Source organism: Frankia sp. ACN1ag (genome assembly GCF_001414035.1).
Classification (GTDB): domain Bacteria; phylum Actinomycetota; class Actinomycetes; order Frankiales; family Frankiaceae; genus Frankia; species Frankia torreyi.
In genome coordinates this window covers 60,772-78,726 of the sequence record NZ_LJPA01000036.1, presented here as the reverse complement: position 1 = coordinate 78,726, position 17,955 = coordinate 60,772, and the positions used below count along the sequence as shown (strand labels likewise).

General features: G+C 70.9%; 16 protein-coding genes and 4 pseudogenes. 8 read left to right on the top strand and 12 right to left on the bottom strand.

Annotated features, from left to right (window positions below):
- Nucleotides 1-201, bottom strand: a pseudogene (locus UK82_RS40115) (IS3 family transposase); the annotation flags it as partial.
- 107 nt (nucleotides 202-308) lie between these two features.
- Between UK82_RS40115 and UK82_RS25410 the strand changes: the two are divergent.
- On the top strand, nucleotides 309-1,457 hold the full coding sequence (locus UK82_RS25410) for an RHS repeat-associated core domain-containing protein (RefSeq protein ID WP_044887792.1): 1,149 nt from the start codon (nucleotides 309-311) through the stop codon (nucleotides 1,455-1,457).
- Nucleotides 1,458-2,074: 617 nt separating this feature from the next.
- Nucleotides 2,075-2,383: a hypothetical protein gene (locus UK82_RS33165; RefSeq protein WP_128423390.1), complete on the top strand. Its 309-nt coding sequence runs from the start codon at nucleotides 2,075-2,077 to the stop codon at nucleotides 2,381-2,383.
- Nucleotides 2,384-2,454: 71 nt separating this feature from the next.
- On the opposite strand, the gene UK82_RS25405 is transcribed toward UK82_RS33165, so the two are convergent.
- Both UK82_RS25405 and UK82_RS31945 read right to left on the bottom strand, forming a co-directional pair.
- The gene (locus UK82_RS25405; protein WP_055409775.1) at nucleotides 2,455-2,943 is read right to left on the bottom strand and encodes a nucleotidyl transferase AbiEii/AbiGii toxin family protein; all 489 of its coding nucleotides are present in this window, start codon (nucleotides 2,941-2,943) and stop codon (nucleotides 2,455-2,457) included.
- 30 nt (nucleotides 2,944-2,973) lie between these two features.
- Nucleotides 2,974-3,303: a hypothetical protein gene (locus tag UK82_RS31945; RefSeq protein ID WP_199865502.1), complete on the bottom strand. Its 330-nt coding sequence runs from the start codon at nucleotides 3,301-3,303 to the stop codon at nucleotides 2,974-2,976.
- A gap of 446 nt (nucleotides 3,304-3,749) precedes the next feature.
- Between UK82_RS31945 and UK82_RS25400 the strand changes: the two genes are divergently transcribed.
- The 5 genes and pseudogenes from UK82_RS25400 to UK82_RS43360 form a co-directional block, all read left to right on the top strand.
- Entirely contained in the window at nucleotides 3,750-4,643 is an 894-nt protein-coding gene (locus UK82_RS25400) for a LysR family transcriptional regulator (protein WP_044887790.1), read from the top strand.
- Between the two features lie 57 nt (nucleotides 4,644-4,700).
- Nucleotides 4,701-6,407: an APC family permease gene (locus UK82_RS25395; protein WP_055409773.1), complete on the top strand. Its 1,707-nt coding sequence runs from the start codon at nucleotides 4,701-4,703 to the stop codon at nucleotides 6,405-6,407.
- Between the two features lie 220 nt (nucleotides 6,408-6,627).
- On the top strand, nucleotides 6,628-7,830 hold the full coding sequence (locus tag UK82_RS25390; protein WP_055409771.1) for a cytochrome P450: 1,203 nt from the start codon (nucleotides 6,628-6,630) through the stop codon (nucleotides 7,828-7,830).
- A 30-nt stretch (nucleotides 7,831-7,860) separates the two neighbouring features.
- Nucleotides 7,861-8,031, top strand: a pseudogene (locus tag UK82_RS43365) (ferredoxin); the annotation flags it as partial.
- A gap of 1 nt (nucleotide 8,032) precedes the next feature.
- Nucleotides 8,033-8,103 (top strand): annotated as a pseudogene (locus tag UK82_RS43360) (ferredoxin); the annotation flags it as partial.
- A gap of 11 nt (nucleotides 8,104-8,114) precedes the next feature.
- Here the strand turns inward: UK82_RS43360 and UK82_RS40105 are convergent.
- The 8 genes and pseudogenes from UK82_RS40105 to UK82_RS25350 form a co-directional block, all read right to left on the bottom strand.
- Nucleotides 8,115-8,607, bottom strand: a pseudogene (locus tag UK82_RS40105) (ABC transporter substrate-binding protein); the annotation flags it as partial.
- A 1-nt stretch (nucleotide 8,608) separates the two neighbouring features.
- Nucleotides 8,609-9,287: ABC transporter substrate-binding protein (locus tag UK82_RS40100; protein ID WP_255354361.1), on the bottom strand; the 679-nt coding region annotated here is incomplete at its 3' end.
- Between the two features lie 644 nt (nucleotides 9,288-9,931).
- The gene (locus UK82_RS25375; protein ID WP_044887785.1) at nucleotides 9,932-10,846 is read right to left on the bottom strand and encodes a hypothetical protein; all 915 of its coding nucleotides are present in this window, start codon (nucleotides 10,844-10,846) and stop codon (nucleotides 9,932-9,934) included.
- A 129-nt stretch (nucleotides 10,847-10,975) separates the two neighbouring features.
- A complete protein-coding gene (locus UK82_RS25370) occupies nucleotides 10,976-11,836 on the bottom strand; it encodes an SAM-dependent methyltransferase (protein WP_044887784.1) in 861 nt (286 codons plus the stop codon).
- 117 nt (nucleotides 11,837-11,953) lie between these two features.
- Nucleotides 11,954-12,652 (bottom strand): response regulator transcription factor, encoded by a 699-nt coding sequence (locus tag UK82_RS25365; RefSeq protein WP_044887797.1) that lies wholly within the window; start codon nucleotides 12,650-12,652, stop codon nucleotides 11,954-11,956.
- Entirely contained in the window at nucleotides 12,649-14,019 is a 1,371-nt protein-coding gene (locus tag UK82_RS25360; RefSeq protein WP_236706425.1) for a sensor histidine kinase, read from the bottom strand. The genes UK82_RS25365 and UK82_RS25360 overlap by 4 nt, the downstream gene beginning before the upstream one ends.
- Before the next feature lie 97 nt (nucleotides 14,020-14,116).
- On the bottom strand, nucleotides 14,117-14,953 hold the full coding sequence (locus UK82_RS25355) for an ABC transporter permease (RefSeq protein ID WP_055409762.1): 837 nt from the start codon (nucleotides 14,951-14,953) through the stop codon (nucleotides 14,117-14,119).
- A complete protein-coding gene (locus UK82_RS25350; protein ID WP_044887781.1) occupies nucleotides 14,950-15,945 on the bottom strand; it encodes an ATP-binding cassette domain-containing protein in 996 nt (331 codons plus the stop codon). The genes UK82_RS25355 and UK82_RS25350 overlap by 4 nt, the downstream gene beginning before the upstream one ends.
- 300 nt (nucleotides 15,946-16,245) lie before the next feature.
- Here UK82_RS25350 and UK82_RS25345 point away from each other — a divergent pair, with 300 nt between their 5' ends.
- Nucleotides 16,246-16,806, top strand: a complete 561-nt coding sequence (locus tag UK82_RS25345; protein WP_236706424.1) for a sigma-70 family RNA polymerase sigma factor — start codon at nucleotides 16,246-16,248, stop codon at nucleotides 16,804-16,806.
- 6 nt (nucleotides 16,807-16,812) lie between these two features.
- Here UK82_RS25345 and UK82_RS43355 read toward each other — a convergent pair whose 3' ends face one another.
- On the bottom strand, nucleotides 16,813-17,829 hold the full coding sequence (locus UK82_RS43355) for a right-handed parallel beta-helix repeat-containing protein (protein WP_396230647.1): 1,017 nt from the start codon (nucleotides 17,827-17,829) through the stop codon (nucleotides 16,813-16,815).
- Nucleotides 17,830-17,955 lie beyond the last annotated feature (126 nt).

The following is a 17,955-nucleotide window of genomic DNA, read 5'->3' as shown; positions in this document are numbered from 1 at the left end:
CGCCTCACGGGCCTTACGCCACTCCACGATATGCGCCGAGTACAGACTCTCCCGGCGCAGAATTGCACCCTTCTGCCCGTCCGGGGCCGCCTCGTACTCGTTCAGGATCCGCAGCTTGTACGCCGCTGAGAACGACCGCCGCCGCGCCTTCGGCTCGACCTCCGGGTCCGGCCGCCGGCCCGCGTCCTCACGTCCGTCCACACGGACATCATCGACCAGGCCACGCCCAGCCGGCACCGCCATCGTCACGATCTTCCTCTCCCTACCCGCCCAGGTCACAAGATGATAGCCGCCGCCTGGCTCATCTCATGCTGACAGATAGGGGGGGCAGCGACGCAGGATCCTGTTCCACGTCGACGTCGCCGGCGGTATATTCCTTCTCCTATGATCAGGCCGATCGGCTCACGAACACCGGCTACACCTATGACCTGTTCGGCCGCACCACCACCGACCCGTATCCACCCGCGGGCAGCTCGGCGACGCTGGGCTACTACGTGAACGACCTCGTCGCCTCGGAGACGGTCGGCTCGTCGACCCGGACCTACGCTCTTGATCCCGCGCGGCGGATCCGTTCCTGGACCGACGGCTCCACCACCAGCACCAACCACTACACGTCCGCCTCTGGGGACAGTCCGGCGTGGATCGGTGCCGGCACGGCTTGGACCCGGAACATCACCGGGATCGGTGGGGACCTCGCCGCCACCCAGACCGACACCGGCACCGTCACGTTGCAGTTGGCGAACCTCCACGGCGACGTGGTCGCCACCGTCGACGACAGCACGTCAGCGTCCTCGCCGGCCAGCTACGCGGAGTCCACCGAGTTCGGCAGCCCCTACTTCCCCTCCACCGCCTACCCCCGCTATGGCTGGCTCGGTGCCAAACAACGCTCCCGCGACACCGACTCCGGCCTCACCCTCATGGGTGTCCGCCTCTACGACCCCAGCCTCGGCCGCTTCCTCCAGACCGACCCCGAACCCGGCGGCTCCGACAACCCCTACGACTACGCCCACCAGGACCCCTACAACACCTTCGACCTCGACGGCAAATGCATCCAGGTCTGGCGCAAGCACTGCCGCGGTAAGAAGAGCGTGTGGGCACGGGGCGGGCGGCTCGTGAAGGCGGCATATGCTCACACCGAGATCGGTTTCAGCGGCTGCTTTGGAGTGTGTTGGGGCATGAGCGCTCAAGGGCTCGGTACCAAAGGCGGGGCTCTCAACCAGTGGTGGGGCTGGGGCTGCTGCTCGCTCGGCGTCAACTACGGGTATTCTCCTCGTCGATATTCGGCTCGGTCGTGTCAGTCCGCGACCGTCTCGCTTCCCGCCGGCTATCTGACGAAGGGCCGAAGCCGCTCGCTCCGCGATGTTTCGTTCGGTAGAGGTGTGGGTGTCGGCAGTGGGGCCGCCGTGGGGGTTCATGCCTTGGATGTGATTCCGCTCGGAAAGTACTGTGCGAGGTGAGCGGCGGTCGTTTCCGAGGTGCTTACGTCCATGTCTGGTTCCAGAGGACGTCGAGTTACTGGCGTCTGCTCACTGTGGCGCCCGACGTCTGTGTGCAGTACCGGGCATTCCGGCGAACCACGATGATTGGCCGCGATGATGTCTCACGGGTCCTGTACGAGAAAAGAGATCTGTATCTCGGGCTATTTGGGACGGTGAGTTTCCTTGACACGTATGGGAACCGGTTTGGCCTCTCGTTCGTCCCGCTGCGGCCCGGGCGGGTGCTCGACGCTCTCGTCCTGGCCGGCTGGCCTGTCTGGGCCGAGCGGGTGCATCTCCTCGGCGAGCGTACCGAGATAGTGATCCCAGGAGCGCACCATGGTGGGAATAACAGTGCGGAACAGCCGTGACAATGCATCCGCAGCCACCGGGTCTGGCGGGGGGCGGCGGTGAGCCACCGCTGCCAGGCCCCCTTCGGGAATGGCTATCCCGGTCGGGAAATGCCGTCCTGCAGGCGCACGAGTCCTTCGGTTGCCTGGGCCATCGCCTGTACACCCCTGATCGGTCTGGGTTTCGCAATCACCGCCGAGACGACCGGCAGCCTTGTGCTCGGACTACTCAGCGCTCCAGTGAGTGTTATGGGAGTCTGGCTGGCCTCGCTGCTATTGGTGGTTGTCGACGCTCGACGGTTGGTGGCCCTCGGGTGGTCGTCGCACTGGGCTTTCGGGTTGTTCGGCCCTTGGATCTACCTACTGATCCGCGTGCTATGCCGCCTGGGTGCCACACCGAGGGTCGGCTGGGTTCAGTTCGCCGTGGCCCTGCTACTGACGTTCACGATGGGTATCGCGACACAGCGTGCCTTCGAGAGTGCGATTCAAACCATTAATAATCATCATCACGTCCATGTCACCGGCGAACAGAAGAAATTGCCAGCATCCGAACACTGATCTGAACCGCCCCGGGCATCTTGGAGGTCCGGGGCGGTTCAGCCGAAGCCTGGATCCGCTTGTTGGGCGATCTAGTAGAGCCGGTCGAGGGTGTAGCGACCGCTGCTGATTGCGGCGTCGAGGTCGAGGAAGTCGCGTGCGGCGGCGCGGTTGCACAATGCGTCGGCCTTGCCGGCCATGACATCGTCCAGGTGCAGCACGGGACCGATGTCCATCTGGACTGGGGGCTCGATCCGCCAGTTCGCGACCAGTTCCACCCGGTGGACCTCGTCGGAGTTGTCTGGTTCGGTGATGTGGAGCCGCGCGATCAGCTCGGTCCGGAGTTCGGTCTCGACCTCGAGACCGTCCGCTCGGGATGCCGCGATGACCGCGTCGACGGCGGCGGGGAAGTCCGCGCGTTGGTCCCAGTCGGCGAAGAGGTCGACGTCCTCGCTCGGCCGCTGGAGGATCCCGTGGGCCGCGACCGCGTGGCCGCCGGCGAGAGCGAAACCGTAGGGACCGCCGACCTGGAGCCCGATCCGGGCGAGTCGCTGGTGGATCGGCGGGGGCTTGGCCGTCACCGGTCTACGCCGCAGACGGATGCCCGGCGGTCAGCTCGGTGAACCGGGCCTCCCACCTGCTCCGGACCTGCGGCGGCAGAACCAGATCACCCCACAGCCGGACCAGTGTGCGCCCCTCCAGCCAGCGGGACAGGTTGCCGTCGTGGACGCCTCTCGTAGCACCGTCTCGTGCATCCGTTCGAGGCGGCCGGGTTTCGCCAGGTCGTACCGGGCCGAACCCGACCAGTCCAACCACCGGTCCAGGACCACCACACCCGAGGTCGGACCATGCAGCTCGCCGAGGGTGTCCGCGATCGCGTAGGGACGCACGTCGGCGTACCGCGAGCCTGCGGGCGGCCCACCGGATGGCACATCGCTCATCGCCGACACCACCTCCCGGACTGGTCCTCGTGTCGAAGAATGCTCGTCCCACTCCACAGTAGACCAGGCCCAAGCCCGCTCCATCGGCGCCGCCAGGGAGATCACCTGTGCGACGAGAGGCGAGTTCGCGGCGGCCCTTCCAACCGGGAGATGAGGTTGCCTGTCGCCCCTGTGGCGCCCCGAAGATACGCAAGCCGTCTGGCGGGGTCGCTCTCGCTCGCCAGCGTGCCGAAGTCGCGAAACTCCTGGTCAGGCTTGGTAGGTCAGCTGGGCTTGACCTCGATCAGCAGCATGAACGTGCCGAGGCAGACGGTCGTCAGTGGCAGCCATTTGCGCATGCCGACACCTGTTTCTCACGGGGGTGGACAACGTCGTGCGTCCCAGCCTGGCCATCGCCCAATCAGAAGTCCAACAGATGGTTCTACTGAAGACTAGAATCACTACTCATGGATCTGAGGCAGTTGGAGTACTTCGTCGCGGTCGCCGAGGAGCAGAACTTCACCCGGGCGGCCGAGCGGGTGCACATCAGCCAGTCCGGGGTCAGCGCCCAGATCCGCCAGTTGGAGCGGGAGCTCGGCGCCGAGCTGTTCGATCGGTCGGCGCGCACCGTCACGCTCACCGTCGCGGGCAAGGCCGCGCTCGAACACGCCCGCGCCGCGCTTACCGCCGCCGGGGCGGTGAGCCAGGCGGTCGGCGAGGTGACCGGCCTGATCCGCGGCCGGCTCGCCCTCGGCATGATCATCGGTTGCACCATCACGCCGCTGTTCGACGCCCTCGCCGCCTTCCACCGGGCGCATCCCGGCGTGGTGGTCTCGCTGCTGGAGGACTCCTCCGACCGCCTCGCCGACGGGGTGCGCGCCGGCGCCCTCGACCTCGCCCTCATCGGCACCGCGGAGGCCACCGTCGAGGGGTTGGAGTCGCTGACCATCGTCAGCGAGCGGCTCGTCGCGGCCGTGCCGCCCGGCCATCCCCTGACGCGGCGGCCCCGGCTCACCCTGCGCGACCTGGAGTCCTACCCGATCGTCTGCATGCCGCCCGGCACCGGCCTGCGCGCCGTGTTCGACGAGGCCTGCGCCGCGCAGCGCCGGCGGCCGCTGATCGCCCTGCAGGCCAGCGCCGCCGACGCCCTCGCCGACCTCGCCGCCCGCGGCCTCGGCGTCGCGATCCTCAGCGCCTCGATGGCCGCCGGCTACGCCGATCGGCTCACCGCCCGCACCGTCGACGACGTCGAGGCGCCCGCCCGGCTAGCCCTGATCTGGCGCGGCGGGCACGGTCCGGCGGTACGCGCGGCGCTCGCGCACCTGCACCGCGCGTTCGCGGTTCCGGCGGCCACCATGTGATAGGTCTTGGCGCCGCCGGCGCAGTCGCCGCCGAGACCGGCCAGGACGGAGCGCACGGTGCGCAGGGTGCACGAGACGCGCGAGACGACCGGCGCGGGCGGCGCGGGCGGCGCGCGGCTGCACCGCCAGCTCGGCCTGGCCGGCCTGACCTTCATCTCGCTCGGCTCGGTCATCGGGTCCGGCTGGCTGCTCGGCGCGCTCACCGCCGCTGAGGTGGCCGGACCCGCGTCGGTCGTCTCCTGGGCGATCGCCGGCGCGCTGGTCGCCCTGCTCGCCCTCGTCTACGCCGAACTCGGCGCGGCCTACCCGGTCGCCGGTGGCACGGCCCGTTATCCGCAGCTGGTCCTCGGGCCGCTCGGTGGGTTCGTCGCCGGCTGGGTGGCCTGGATTCCCGCCGTCGCTCTGGCTCCGCTCGAGGTCACCGCGGCGCTGTCGTATCTCGACCACCGGTTTCCCGGGCTGGTGGACGACGACGGCACCCTGACCCGCAGCGGGCTCGCCCTCGCCGCCGCGGCCCTGATCGTCTTCACCGCCGTCAACCTGCTCGGCGTGCGCTGGCTGGCCCGGACCAACACCGTCACCGTCGGGTGGAAGGTGCTCGTTCCCGCCGTCACCGTCGTCGCGCTGACGGCCACCGCCTTCCATCCGGCGAATTTCCAGGCGGGGGGCGGATTCGCCCCGTTCGGCGCCAAAGGCGTGTTCACCGCGCTGCCCGCGGGGGTGGTGTTCTCGCTGCAGGGTTTCGAGCAGGCCGTGCAGATGGGCGCCGAGGCGAAACGGCCGCACCGGGATCTGCCCCGGGCCATCATTGTGGCGACCCTGGCCGGCACGGCGCTGTATTTCCTGCTCCAGGTCGCCTTCATCGCCGCCGTCGAGCCGGCCCGGCTCGCCGCGGGCTGGAGCCGGCCGCTCGGCACGGGCGACTACGGGCCTTACGCGACGCTTGCCACCAACCTCGGTCTGGGTTGGCTGGCGATTCTGCTCTATATCGACGCGGTCGTCTCCCCGGGGGGTACCGCGCTGATCTATCTCGGCACCTCGGCCCGGCTGTCCTATTCCCTGGCCCGCACCCGGAGCCTGCCGGCCGTGCTGGCCCGGCTCGACCGGCGCGGGGTGCCGATCGTGTCGGTACTGCTCGCGGCCGCCGTCGGCATGGTGGTGCTCCTGCCCTTTCCGAGCTGGCAGAACCTGGTCCGGCTGGTCAGCTCGGCGACGTTCGTCATGTACGGTTTCGCGCCCGTCTGCCTGGCCGTGCTGCGCCGCGCCGACCCCGACCGGTTCCGCCCCTACCGCCTGCCCGCCGCGCGGATCCTCGCCCCGCTCGGCTTCGCCGCAGCCAACCTGGTCATCTACTGGGCCGGCTGGCGGACCAACCAGAAGCTGTTCGCCGCGATCGCCGTCGGGCTGGCGGTGTTCGGCGGTTATCAGGCGACCCGGCCCGCCGGCCGGCGGCCGGACCTGGAGTGGCGCGCCGCGTGGTGGATCGCCCCGTGGCTCGGTGGCCTGGCGGTCCTGTCCTGGCTGGGCCAGTTCGGGGGGCGCGGCGTGCTCCCGTTCTGGATCGACCTCGCGGTCGTGGCCGGTTTCGCCCTCGTCGTCTTCGCGGCGGCTGTGCGCGCCGCGGTGTCCACCGGGGTCGGGCGGCGGCGGGTCGAGATCGCGCGGATCCAGACGTCGGACGCCGCCGGCGGCGAGACCGGGGGCGGCGAAATCGAGGGCGGCGAGAACGAGGCCATCCCCGGGCACGGCCCGCCCGGCCGGTGAATGGCATCGACGTGATTACCACCAAGGTGCCCCCGGACGGGTCCGTCGGTCTTGACCGCCTCCTGGCGGTAAGCGCACTTCGTGGCCGGTTCGCGGCACCCGTCGCACCGAGGGAGATCGGCCTCGAAGATCCGTCCCAGCGAAGTGATAGCGACCTTTCACTTCAGTGGTAGCGTCGTCGGCGTCACGTTCAGCGCGATCGGCGAAGGGCGGAGAGGTGATGACCGAAGTATCGGAAATACCACTGCACATGCGGCGCGCGCAGTTCGATCCGATCTCCGAGCTCGGCGAGGTCCGCGACAGGGCGGGCGTCTGTCCGGTGGTGACGCCTTTCGGCGTGCCCGCCCATCTCGTGAGCCGTTACGACGACGTTCGGGAGGTGCTTTCCGATTCGGCGCGGTTCAGTACCGCGGATCGGCGTGCGCTCACACCCCCCGACGCCGCCGGGCCAACCGAGGAGGAATACGCCCGGGCCCGGGTGGGAAATCTTCTGTCCTACGACCCGCCGGAGCACACCCGGTTGCGCCGGATGCTCACGCCGGAATTCACCATGCGCCGGATGCGGGCACTCGAGCCGCGGATCGTCGACATCGTCAACGCGGCCCTCGACGACGTGGAGCGGGCCGGCAAGCCGGCCGATCTGGTCTCGACGTTCGCCCTGCCGGTGCCGTCCCTGGTCATCTGCGAGCTGCTCGGCGTTCCCTATGCCGACCGGGCCGACTTCCAGCGGCGCACCGCCGACCAGCTCGACGCCTCCCAGCCGCCGCAGCGCCGCCTCGCCCTGCAGCAGGCCAGCCGCGCGTACATGGCCACCCTCGTCGAGCGGGCGCGCCGCGATCCCGGGGAGGACATCCTCGGCATGCTCGTGCGCGAACACGGCGACGACGTCAGCGCCGAGGAGCTCGTCGGCATCGCCTCCCTACTGCTTCTCGCCGGCCACGAGACGACCGCGAACATGCTGGGACTGGGCACCCTCGCGCTGCTGCGCCACCCCGACCAGCTCGCCCGGGTCCGCGACGATCCGGCCAGCGTCGAACCGGCCGTCGAGGAACTGCTGCGCTGGCTGTCCATCGTCCACGCCGGCATCCCGCGCACGGCGACGACGGAGGTGACCATCGCCGGGAGCACCATCGCGGCCGGGGAACACGTCGTCCTCGCGCTGCCCGGGGCGAACCGCGACCCGGCGCTCGTCGACGATCCGGACCACCTCGACATCACCCGCGAGCCCACCGGGCACGTCGCCTTCGGTCACGGTCTGCACCACTGCCTCGGCGCGCCGCTGGCCCGCCTGGAGCTGCGGATCGCCTACCCTTCCCTGCTGCGACGCTTCCCCGGCCTCGCGCTCGCCGTGCCGTACGAGCAGATCGCCTTCCGGCCCTACTCGGTGATCCACGGACTGCAGGCGCTGCCCGTCACGTGGTGACGGGCGCGGTCCGCCGTCGCCGGCGCCGGCGTGAGGGTCGCTGAGGATCATCGAGAGAGGAGTGCCGCCGTGCGGATCGTGGCCGAGCGGGACCGGTGCATCGGCGCCGGAAACTGTGTGATGACGGCGCCGGAGGTCTTCGACCAGGGCGAGGACGGCCTCGTGACGCCGCTGGTCGACGAGGCCGACCCGGTGGACCCGNCCAGCGTCGACGCCGCGCGCCGGGCGGTCGACCGCTGCCCGGCGACGGCGCTGCGCGCGGTGGAGGACTGACCGCCGCCGATCTATCCGTTGCCGCCGATGCGCTGTCCGCACAGCGGCTGCGGGTTGACGACCTCGAAGCGGTCGCCGGTGGCGGCGATGCGCACGAAGTCCGAGCAGCGGTCGAGCTGCCCGTGGTCGGCGGTGAGGTTGATCTTCTGCACCATCATGCCGTCGGCGTCGTAGTCGGTGATCGATCGCATGCCGGTCATGAACGATGCCCGGGTCGGGCAGCCGTGCTGGGTCTTCAGTCCGCGGATGAACAGGTCCGCGTTGATGTAGCCGGCGATGGCGCTCTGCTGGCCGGCGGGCTGGATCTCGGGCGAGTAGGCGGCCATCGCCTGCAGGAACCGCTGCTGCGCGGGCAGGTTCCGCTCCAGGGCGGCGAAGGTGAGCTGGGAGTAGGTGCCGGCGAGCTTCTGGCCGTAGGGCGCGAGCAGGCGCGGGTCGTAGCTGACCGCCGAGACGGCGACCTTGATGGGATGGCCGGCGCTGATGGCCGCGTCGAGCGCGCCGNTGTACAGGTCCAGCGGCGAGGCGGCGATGACCGTGTCGGCGCCGGCATCGATGATCTTCCGAGCGACGTCTGTGGCGTTGGTGGAGTCGATGTCGTCCTGGACCACCGGGATGCCGGCGTTCTCCAGACTCTGCCGGACGCCCGCCGCGTACAGCTTGGACGCCTCGGTCAGGAAGGTGACGACCAGCGCCGCCTTGGTGCCGCCCTGCTGACGCACGAAGTCGGCGAGCGTCGTCGTGCTGCGACCGGCGTCGGTGACGAAGGTGTAGGTGAACATGTTGTCGTGGTCACCCCAGAACGGCTGATCGGCCACCCCGACGACGGGAATGTGCTGGTCGTCGAGGTACTGGCCCGATCCCTGGGAGAACGAGGTGTACTCCAGGACGGCGAAGGCCCCCTCGTTGACGAGGGTCCGCGCGCCCTGCAGATTGCCCCGGGGATCGGATTCGTCGTCCTCCCAGACGTAGTCGATCTTCCGTCCGTTGACACCGCCGGCGGCGTTCTGCGCCGAGATCCGGGCGTTGACACCGGCCCGGTAACCCGAGAACTGGGTCCCCATCACCCCGGTGTCGGGGTAGAGCAGCCCCACCTTGATGGAGTTGTCGGTCACCCCCGGCGCACAGGTCCCGCTCGCTTGCGAAGCATCCGAGGGTCCGCCGGAGCTGCACGCCGCCAGCATCGTCGCCGCCGCAATCATCGCCACGGCAAACCTCGTCCGCAACACCCGCATGAGCCACCTCTCGACTGTTGTTAAGACCCGACCGAACCCCCCCCGTGGCGACGCCCACTCGGCTGCAATTCCGCCGGGATGACGGCAGCACACATTGCGTCCACCGCAATGTGTGCTGCAACCTCCAGCGTCACCCGTCTTCCGGGCCGACGGAGATCGGAAGATGTCACTCACATACGACAGTTCGTATGCTGCCTATCTCCCGATCGGATCTTCATGTTTCGTCCGACGGAAGCCTAGCAGGGAAGCCGTGGCGATCGAGCGGCCAGGGGCGCGTCCCGGGTCCACCCAGACGGGCTATATCAGACCGCGAGACACTTACACAAACACATTTGCGCGTTGACAGACACAGGTCGACCGGTGGATGTAAGAACTTTCCGCGTTGATGTGTAGCGCGAGATGTGGGAAGCCGGTTTCGCGAAGCGGCGCACATCGACGTGTCGCACCGCCGGGGACGGCACGAGGCAGGCCCATGCGCGCCAACCCGGCGATGCTCGGGGCAGCGGTCCGACAGCCACCCCGTCCACGTTACTTTGGTCACGTCGCTTTGGTCACGCTGCTTTGGTCACGCTGCTTTGGTCACGTCGCGTGAGTCACACCGGGCACATGGGCGGCGGGCCGGCGTGGTCCCGTCGCCCTTCCGGCTGCCCCTGGCCGCGCAGATGCGTGCCGAGCCGGTCGATCTCGTACCCGTCGGGGTAGACGCTCGCGATCAGGTCGAGGACGACCTGCGGCGCCCGCTTGTCGGTGGCGTCCCGGGCCGCATGCTCGCGCGTGGCGCGGTGGACCCGCTCCCGGTAGGCGGCGTCGGGATAGTCGTAACCCAAAGCCGCGACGATGCGGGGATCGGTCAGGCTCATCATGACCTTCTCGACCCGCGGGGCGATGTGCACCGGCACGGCGGTCGCCAGCAGCCGAAGCGCGGCCTCGGCGAGCCGCCGATTCGACGGGGCGAACCGCACCTGCCGGGCGAAGTAGTCGTCGCGGAAGGCCACCATCTCCGCCTCGGTGGCGGGCACGTCCCGGATGTTCATGTGCAGGGCCTGCACGCGCTCGAACTCGACGACGCCGAGCACCTCGTGCTCGGTGAGCTCCCGCCACCCGTACTCCCGGGCCGCGGTGAGCTGGCCGAGGGTGGTCTCGACCGACACGGCCGTGAAATCCTCCGCGGTAATCGCGTACTGGCGGTGCATCTCGTTCATCCGCCGCAGCGCGTCGCGCCCCCGACCCGGCACGAATCCGTGGGTCAGCATCTCGTGGTGGATGAGCATCTGATCCACCAGTCGTTTGCGGTTACGGAACTCCAGTTCACCGGTGCGAATCAGGATGCGGGTCATCCGGGGCGGTGAGATCGTCGCGAAGAAGCCGGTCGCGATCTGCGGCAGCAGGGCCCGCTGGAAGTCGCGGTGAAAAAGATGGGCGATCTCCCGGGCATTCTCGACGGGATCGAGCGCCAGAATCCTGTCCCGTAACGCGTAGGGGTCCCTGTCGTGACTTGTTGTGCTCATCGCTCGCCGCCTCCGCTCCCGCGCCGGCCGAGCCTCGATCGGGCGATCGCCGGCCCCACCGGCCCCTGCCCATTTAGTACGACACAATCGAGCGGATGTCCATGCCCCCATGGGGCCCCGCGCCGCCCGCTAGGCCTTCCGGGCGACGCCGCCGTAGGCGCTGACCTGGGCATCGGTCAGGTCACCCGGGATGGCGCCGTCGGGGCGCCAGCGGTGCAGCAGCCGTACCCCGGGCTCGATCAGCTCCAGCCCGGTGAACAGGCTCTCGACCTCGGCCAGGCTGCGCAGCCGGGTGGGGATGCCGCGCCGCCGGTAGGCCTCGGCCGCGGCCGCCACCGCCGGGTCGACATCACCGGTGCCGTGGCTCAGGACGAGGTAGCTGCCCGACGGCAGCGCGTCGAGCAGCCGGCGCAGCAGGTCGTGCGGGTCGTCGGAGTCGGGGATGAAGTGGAAGATCGACATCAGGGACAGGGCGACCGGCCGGCGCAGATCGAGCGTGGCACGCACTTCGGGGGCGCCCAGGATGCGCTCGGGGTCGCGCAGGTCGGCGTCGAGGTAGGCGGTGGCGCCCTGGGGGCTGCTGGTCAGCAGGGCGCGGGCGTGCGCGAGCACGATCGGGTCGTTGTCGGCGTAGACGACCCGCGAGTCCGGGGCGATGCTCTGGACGGTCTCGTGCAGGTTCGGCGAGGTGGGAATGCCGGTGCCGATGTCGAGGAACTGGCGGATCCCGACCTCACCGGCGAGGAAGCGCATCACCCGGGTCATGAACGCCCGGCTCGTCCGGGCGGCGGTGGCGACGTTCGGGGACGCGAGCAGGGCCTGCTCGGCGGCTTCCCGGTCGGCGGGAAAGTGGTCCTTTCCGCCGAGGTAGTAGTCGTACATCCGGGCCGAATGCGGCTGGTCCGTCCTGAGATCCACCGGGCTGCGCTCCTCGACGAGACTCTGCCACCACCGCCCGCCCGCCGGATCCCGCTCGCCTGCGCCCGTCATCGCAGCCAGCCTCCTCACATCAGGACGAACACCTCTAATCACCCTAGCCGCAGCGGGTTCTCGTCGGCGGCGGAGGTCATCGCCGGCCTGTGCAAGGAGCTGGGACCGTGGCGGGAGTCAGGCCGTCCCCGGCTGGGTGGGTGGCCGGTCGGAGGGGCGCACGAGGCCCGTCTCGTAGGCGAAGACGACCGCCTGCACGCGGTCGCGCAGCTCCAGCTTCGCGAGGATCCGGCCGACATGGGTCTTCACGGTGGCCTCCGACAGCACGAGGTGCGCCGCGATCTCGGCGTTGGAGTGTCCGGCCGCGACCTCGCCCAGGACGACCAGCTCGCGGTCGGTGAGGCGGCCCAGGCGGGGATCGGCGGGTGCGCGCGGGCTGTCCGGGTCGGGCAGCCGGTGGGCGAAGGTGTCGAGCAGCCGGCGGGTGATGCTCGGCGCGACCACCGCGTCGCCGACCGCCACCGCCCGGATCGCGGACAGCAGGTCCGCCGGACGCACGTCCTTGAGCAGGAAGCCGCTGGCACCCGAACGCAGGGCCGCGTAGGCGTACTGGTCGAGATCGAAGGTGGTCAGGATGAGGATCCGGGCCGCCCCGCCGGCGCCGATGATCTGACGGGTCGCCTCGATCCCGTCCACGCCGGGCATCCGGACGTCCATGAGCACGACGTCGGGGGCGAGCTCGGCGGTCAGCCGGATCGCCTCCGCGCCGTCGCCCGCCTCCCCGGCGACGGTCAGGTCGGGCTGCGAGGACAGCACCATCCGGAAGCCGAGGCGCAGCAGCGGTTGGTCGTCCACGAGCAGGACCGAGATCGTCACCCGGCCACCCGCTGCGCCGCGACCCACCTGGGCACCGGGCCGCCCGGCACAGGGCCGCCCGGCGAGGCGGTGCCCGGCGCGGGGCCGTCGGCGGGCGCGACCGGATCGGGAGCGGCGGGCAGCCGTGCGTGGACGCGCCAGCCGCCCGTCGGCCGCGGTCCGGCCACCACGATGCCGCCGAAGGCCGCCACCCGTTCCCGCATCCCGACAAGTCCCTGCCCACCAGCACTGCCCTGCCCACCAGCACTGCCCTGCCCACCAGCACCGGCGGGCCCACCAGCACTGCCCTGCCCACCAGCACCGGCGAGCGGTCCGCCGTCGAGGATCTCGACCTCGAGCGCGCCGGCGCCGTACCGCAGCCGGACCTGGGCCGTCGCCGCGGGCCCGCCGTGCTTGAGGGTGTTGGTCAGGGCTTCCTGGACGAGCCGGTAGACGGTGAGGGCGGCGCCGGCGGACAGCGCGAGCGGCTCGCCGCCCACCTCCAGGGTGACGGGCAGGCCGGTCGCCCGGACCTGCTCGACCAGTCGGTCGAGATCACCGAGGCCGGGCTGCGGCGCACGGGTGTCCTGCTGCGCGTCGTCGCGCAGGATGCCGAGCAGCCGGCGCATCTCCCCGAGCGCCTCCCGGCCCGTGTCGGACACGGCCTGGACCGCCCGGCCGGCCTCGGCGGGGTCGGTGTCGAGGGTGAACGCCACGCCGTCGGCGAGGGCGATCATCACGGACAGGTTGTGGGCGACGACGTCGTGCATCTCGCGGGCGATGCGGGCCCGTTCCGCCGCGGCGCCCAGGCGGTTCTGCTGGTCGCGTTCGCGTTCGAGGCGGGCCGCGCGGTCCTCCAGGTAGGCCAGCCGGGCGCGGCGCCCGCCGATGTTCACCCCGGTCGCGCAGGCCGCGATCATCATGCCGGTGAGGAACACGAAGGCGCTGAACATCTCCCGCACCGGCGGCCCGCCCCAGCGCACGGCCGCCAGCACCACCCCGAGCTCGGTGACGCCGGCCGCGAGCAGCGTCCAGCGGCGGGGCCGGGACGCGGCGACCGAGTAGAGGGCGATGACCAGCGCCGCGTCGCCGGGCGAGGTCACGTCGAGCAGCCACTGGACGAAGGCGATCGCGGCGAGCAGGGCGAACACCGCCAGCGGCCGCGACCGCCGCCAGATCAGCGGAACCAGCAGCACGGCCGCGAACACCAGGCTCAGCGCCTGCCCCTCGGGGTGCAGCACCGCGGCGATCAGCGCCAGCGCCGCGCACGGCAGCACGACCGCCGCGTCGACCCCGGTCGGATGCGCCGCGAGCAGCCGCAGCAGCCGCCCGGGGCTGCGCAGGCCGGGCAGATCGTCGACAGCCACGTCGAGGGCCACGGGCTCCATTGTGCTCGCGGCCGTGCTCGCGACGACCCGTCCGAAGCCCCGACCGATGCCCCGCCGAAGGCCCCGACCGATGCCCCGCGTCGAGGAGGCCACGAGCCTAGGCGTCCCGTCGCCGCAGGACCACCGCCGCGGCGGCCAGCAGGACCGCCGCGTACCCGCAGAACAGCAGGAAGCCGGTCCAGGGCCCGAGCGAGGAGGAGTCCCGCACGACGGTGAAGATGTCCTGGCCGGCGCTGCTGGGCAGGTACGGGTCGATGTTGTTCGACCAGCTCGACGGCAGGAAGTTGACGATCAGCGGCAGGATCAGCAGCACCCCGAACAGGGTGGCGATCCCGCCGGCGGTGCTGCGGACCAGTGCGCCGAGAGCGACCCCCAGCAGGGCCACGACCGTCAGATAAAGGCCGCCGCCGAACACGGCGGTGAGGACGCCGGGATGACCGAGCGTGGTGTCGATGTGCTTCGACGACAGCATCGCCTGGCCGCCGACGAAGGCGACGAACGACGAGACCGTCATCAGCACGAGCGTGACGACCCCGAACACGATCGACTTCGCCCACAGCACCGGCAGGCGGTGGGGCACCGCGGTGATCGTCGCACGGATCATGCCCGTGCCGTACTCGCCGCTGAACATCAGCACGCCGAGCACGCCGATCGCGAGCTGGGCGAGGAACACGCCACTCAGGCTCGTGTTCGTCGGATCGAAGGTGAGCCGGTCGATCGGCGACTCCTGATTCCAGTGGCTGGCCTGCGCCCAGGAGATGAGGATGCCGAGGGCGACCACGAAGACGATGGCCGCGAGCAGGGAGAACAGGGTCGAGCGCAGGGACCGCAGCTTCGTCCACTCCGACAGCAGGACCCGCCGTTGGGTGACCCCGTAGCCGGCCTGCGCCGTCAGCTCGCCGCGTGCCGGTCCGACGTCCGTCAGCGTCGTCATGATCTCGCTCCCGCCCCGTGCGTCTCGAGGCGGGCGCCGCCCGCCGCCGGTGCCGACCCGTCCCCCGGCTGGTGCGGCAGCGCCGACGCGGAGCCGCCGTGGTACTCGACGGCGTCATGGGTCAGCGCCATGAACGCCTCCTCCAGCGACGCCTGCCGCGGCGTCAGCTCGGACAGTGCGATGCCGGCCGCGGCCGCGATCTCACCGATCCGACTGCTCGGCAGCCCCGACACCTCGAGCACGTCGGCTCCGTCCGCGCGGATCGTGACGTCCGCCGCCAGCAGCAGATCCCGCAGCTCCGGCGCGCGCGGCGAGCGGACGTGCACGACGTTCTCGGAGGCGCCGGCGACGAAGTCCGCGACGGACATGTCCGCGATCAGCCGGCCCTGGCCGATGACGACGAGATGCTCGGCGGTGAGCGCCATCTCGCTCATCAGGTGGGACGACACCAGCACCGTGCGTCCCTGCGCGGCCAGATCCTGCAGCAGGGTGCGGATCCAGCGGATGCCCTCCGGGTCGAGACCGTTGACCGGCTCGTCGAGGATCAGCGTCCCGGGATCCCCGAGCAGCGCCGCGGCGATGCCCAGCCGCTGCCCCATGCCCAGCGAGAAGCCCCCGGCCCGCTTGCGGGCCACGCCGCCCAGCCCGACCAGCTCGATGACGTCGCCGACCCGGCGGCGCGGGATGCCGTGGGTCTGGGCGAGGGCCAGCAGGTGGTTGTAGGCCGACCGACCGGTGTGCACCGACCGCGCCTCCAACAACGCACCGACCTCGCACAGCGGTGCCCGGAAATCCCGGTACCGCTGCCCGTTGATCAGGACGCTGCCCTCGCTCGGCTGGTCCAGACCCACGATCATTCGCATCGTCGTCGACTTTCCCGAGCCGTTCGGCCCGAGAAATCCGGTGACGATGCCGGGCCGGACCGTGAAACTCAGCTCCGATACGGCGACTTTTTCGCCGTATCGCTTGGTGAGACCTTGCACCTCGATCATCGCTGATCGCCCATCTCTAGGGATCCAAGTCCAGCAGTGCCGAACCTAATCCGATGGACACGGCGCGACGACGGCCCACAGAGCGATCTTTACGGGCGCCGATGTCCTCCTTGCGGCGTACCCGCCTACGCCACGGGAGGTACGCCGCCCCCACCCCGAGCCGGCGGCAGCACGCGCCAGCGGCAGCACGCGCGGCGACGAGCAACGGTAGGGCTAGCCCTCTGGCCGGATCGGGTCCTCCCCCGCAGGCGTAGGGAGCGCCTGGTATCGAGCGCGGCGCCGAACGGCGACGGTCGTAGCATGACGCAATCGCCTGCGAACACGGTGGAACCGCCTGCGAACACGGTGGAACCGCGGATGGCGGATGACCATTTCGACGAGCTCGTGCGCCTGCACCGGACGACCCTGCTCGCCTACGCGACCCGGCTCACCGGCGGCGACCGCGGGCGGGCGGAGGACGTCGTGCAGGAGACCTTCCTGCGCGCCTGGCACAACCTCGACCGGTTGACCCCCGAGCGCGGCTCGGTCAACGGCTGGCTGCGCCGGGTGGCGCACAACCTCGTCGTCGACGGCTACCGGGGACGTCGGGCCCGGCTGACCGAACTCGAGCTCGAGCCCGAGCACACCGAGGTCCAGGCCCAGCCGGACCACGCCGAGTCGGTGCTGGTCGCCGCCACCGTGCAGGCGGCGCTGGGCCGGATCTGGCCCGAGCACCGGGCCGCCCTCGTCGAGGTCTACCTGCGCGACCGCACCTGCGCGCAGGCGGCGACGGCCCTCGGCATCCCCGAGGGGACGGTGAAGAGCCGGGTGCACTACGCGCTGCGGACCCTGCGCCGGCAGGCGGAACTGACCGTCCTGTAGGGCGCGTCAGGTGCAGGACGCGGTGCGGCCCGCCGGGATCGCCATCGGACCCGGATCCGCAACGGTGCCGGGAACGCCGTCCTGCCGGGTCGCGACGTCACTCATCCGCAGCCGCGACGCCTGCGTCGCCAGCCGGACCGCCTCGCCGCCGGTGCCGCCGATCACGCCGCCGTCGATCGAGACCGTGCGGTCCGTCTCGACCAGAACCCCGGGCCCACGGTCGCCCACCAGCTCCGTGTCCGTGACCGTGGCCCGGGTACCGGGTCCGAGCACCAGCGCGGCGCCCGCCGTGCCGCGTACCCGGCTGCGGGAAAGACGCGGATGCGCCGATTCCCGCACCTGGATGCCGACGCCGACGTCGCCGATGTCGAGCCCGACCAGCCGCGGCGCGGCGGCGTCCTCGACCGACACCCCGATCGGGCTGCCGTGCACCCGGACGCCGTCCAACCAGGCGGTCGAGTCGCCGAGCAGGAGGACTCCCACGTCACCGCAGCCGACGATCTCCCCGCCGAGGAGGGTCGGGCTTGCGTCACCGTCGACGACGACCCCCGCCACAGCGCTGCCACGCACCGCACAGCGCTGGATCTCGGCCGCCGATCGACCCGAGGCGTGCAGCCCGTGGCCGGCGGGGCTGTCGACCACGCATTCGACCAGGCTCGGCGCGGCCAGGTCCACGGTGACCACCGCCGGACCGGCGGTGTCGCGAAACCGGCAGTTCTCGACGGTCGGCCGGGCCCGGTCGGCGACGTAGAGGCCGACCTGACCGCCGTCCACCAGCGAGCCGACCATCCGCAGGCGGCAGTCCTCCCGGGCGAGGACCGCGGCGCTGGACAGCGAGCTGATCCGGCAGCGGTCGAGCAGCGCCGCTCCCGTCCCGGCCGCCAGCACACCCACGCCTTCGACGTCCGTGAACGTGCAGCGTCGCAGGATCGGCATCGCCCCGCCCGACACGGTGAGACCGGGACCGCCGATGCCCGCCAGGGCGACGTCGACGAGTTCGGCGAGGCCGGCCTCGACCGCCACCCCGGCACCGGCGGGGNTTCCGATCCGGCCTCGGACCACTCGAGTCCGCCCGCCGTGCAGGTGCAGCGCCACCGCCGCGGTGGCCCGCAGATCGCAACCGTCCATCCGCAGCCGACCGCCCACGAC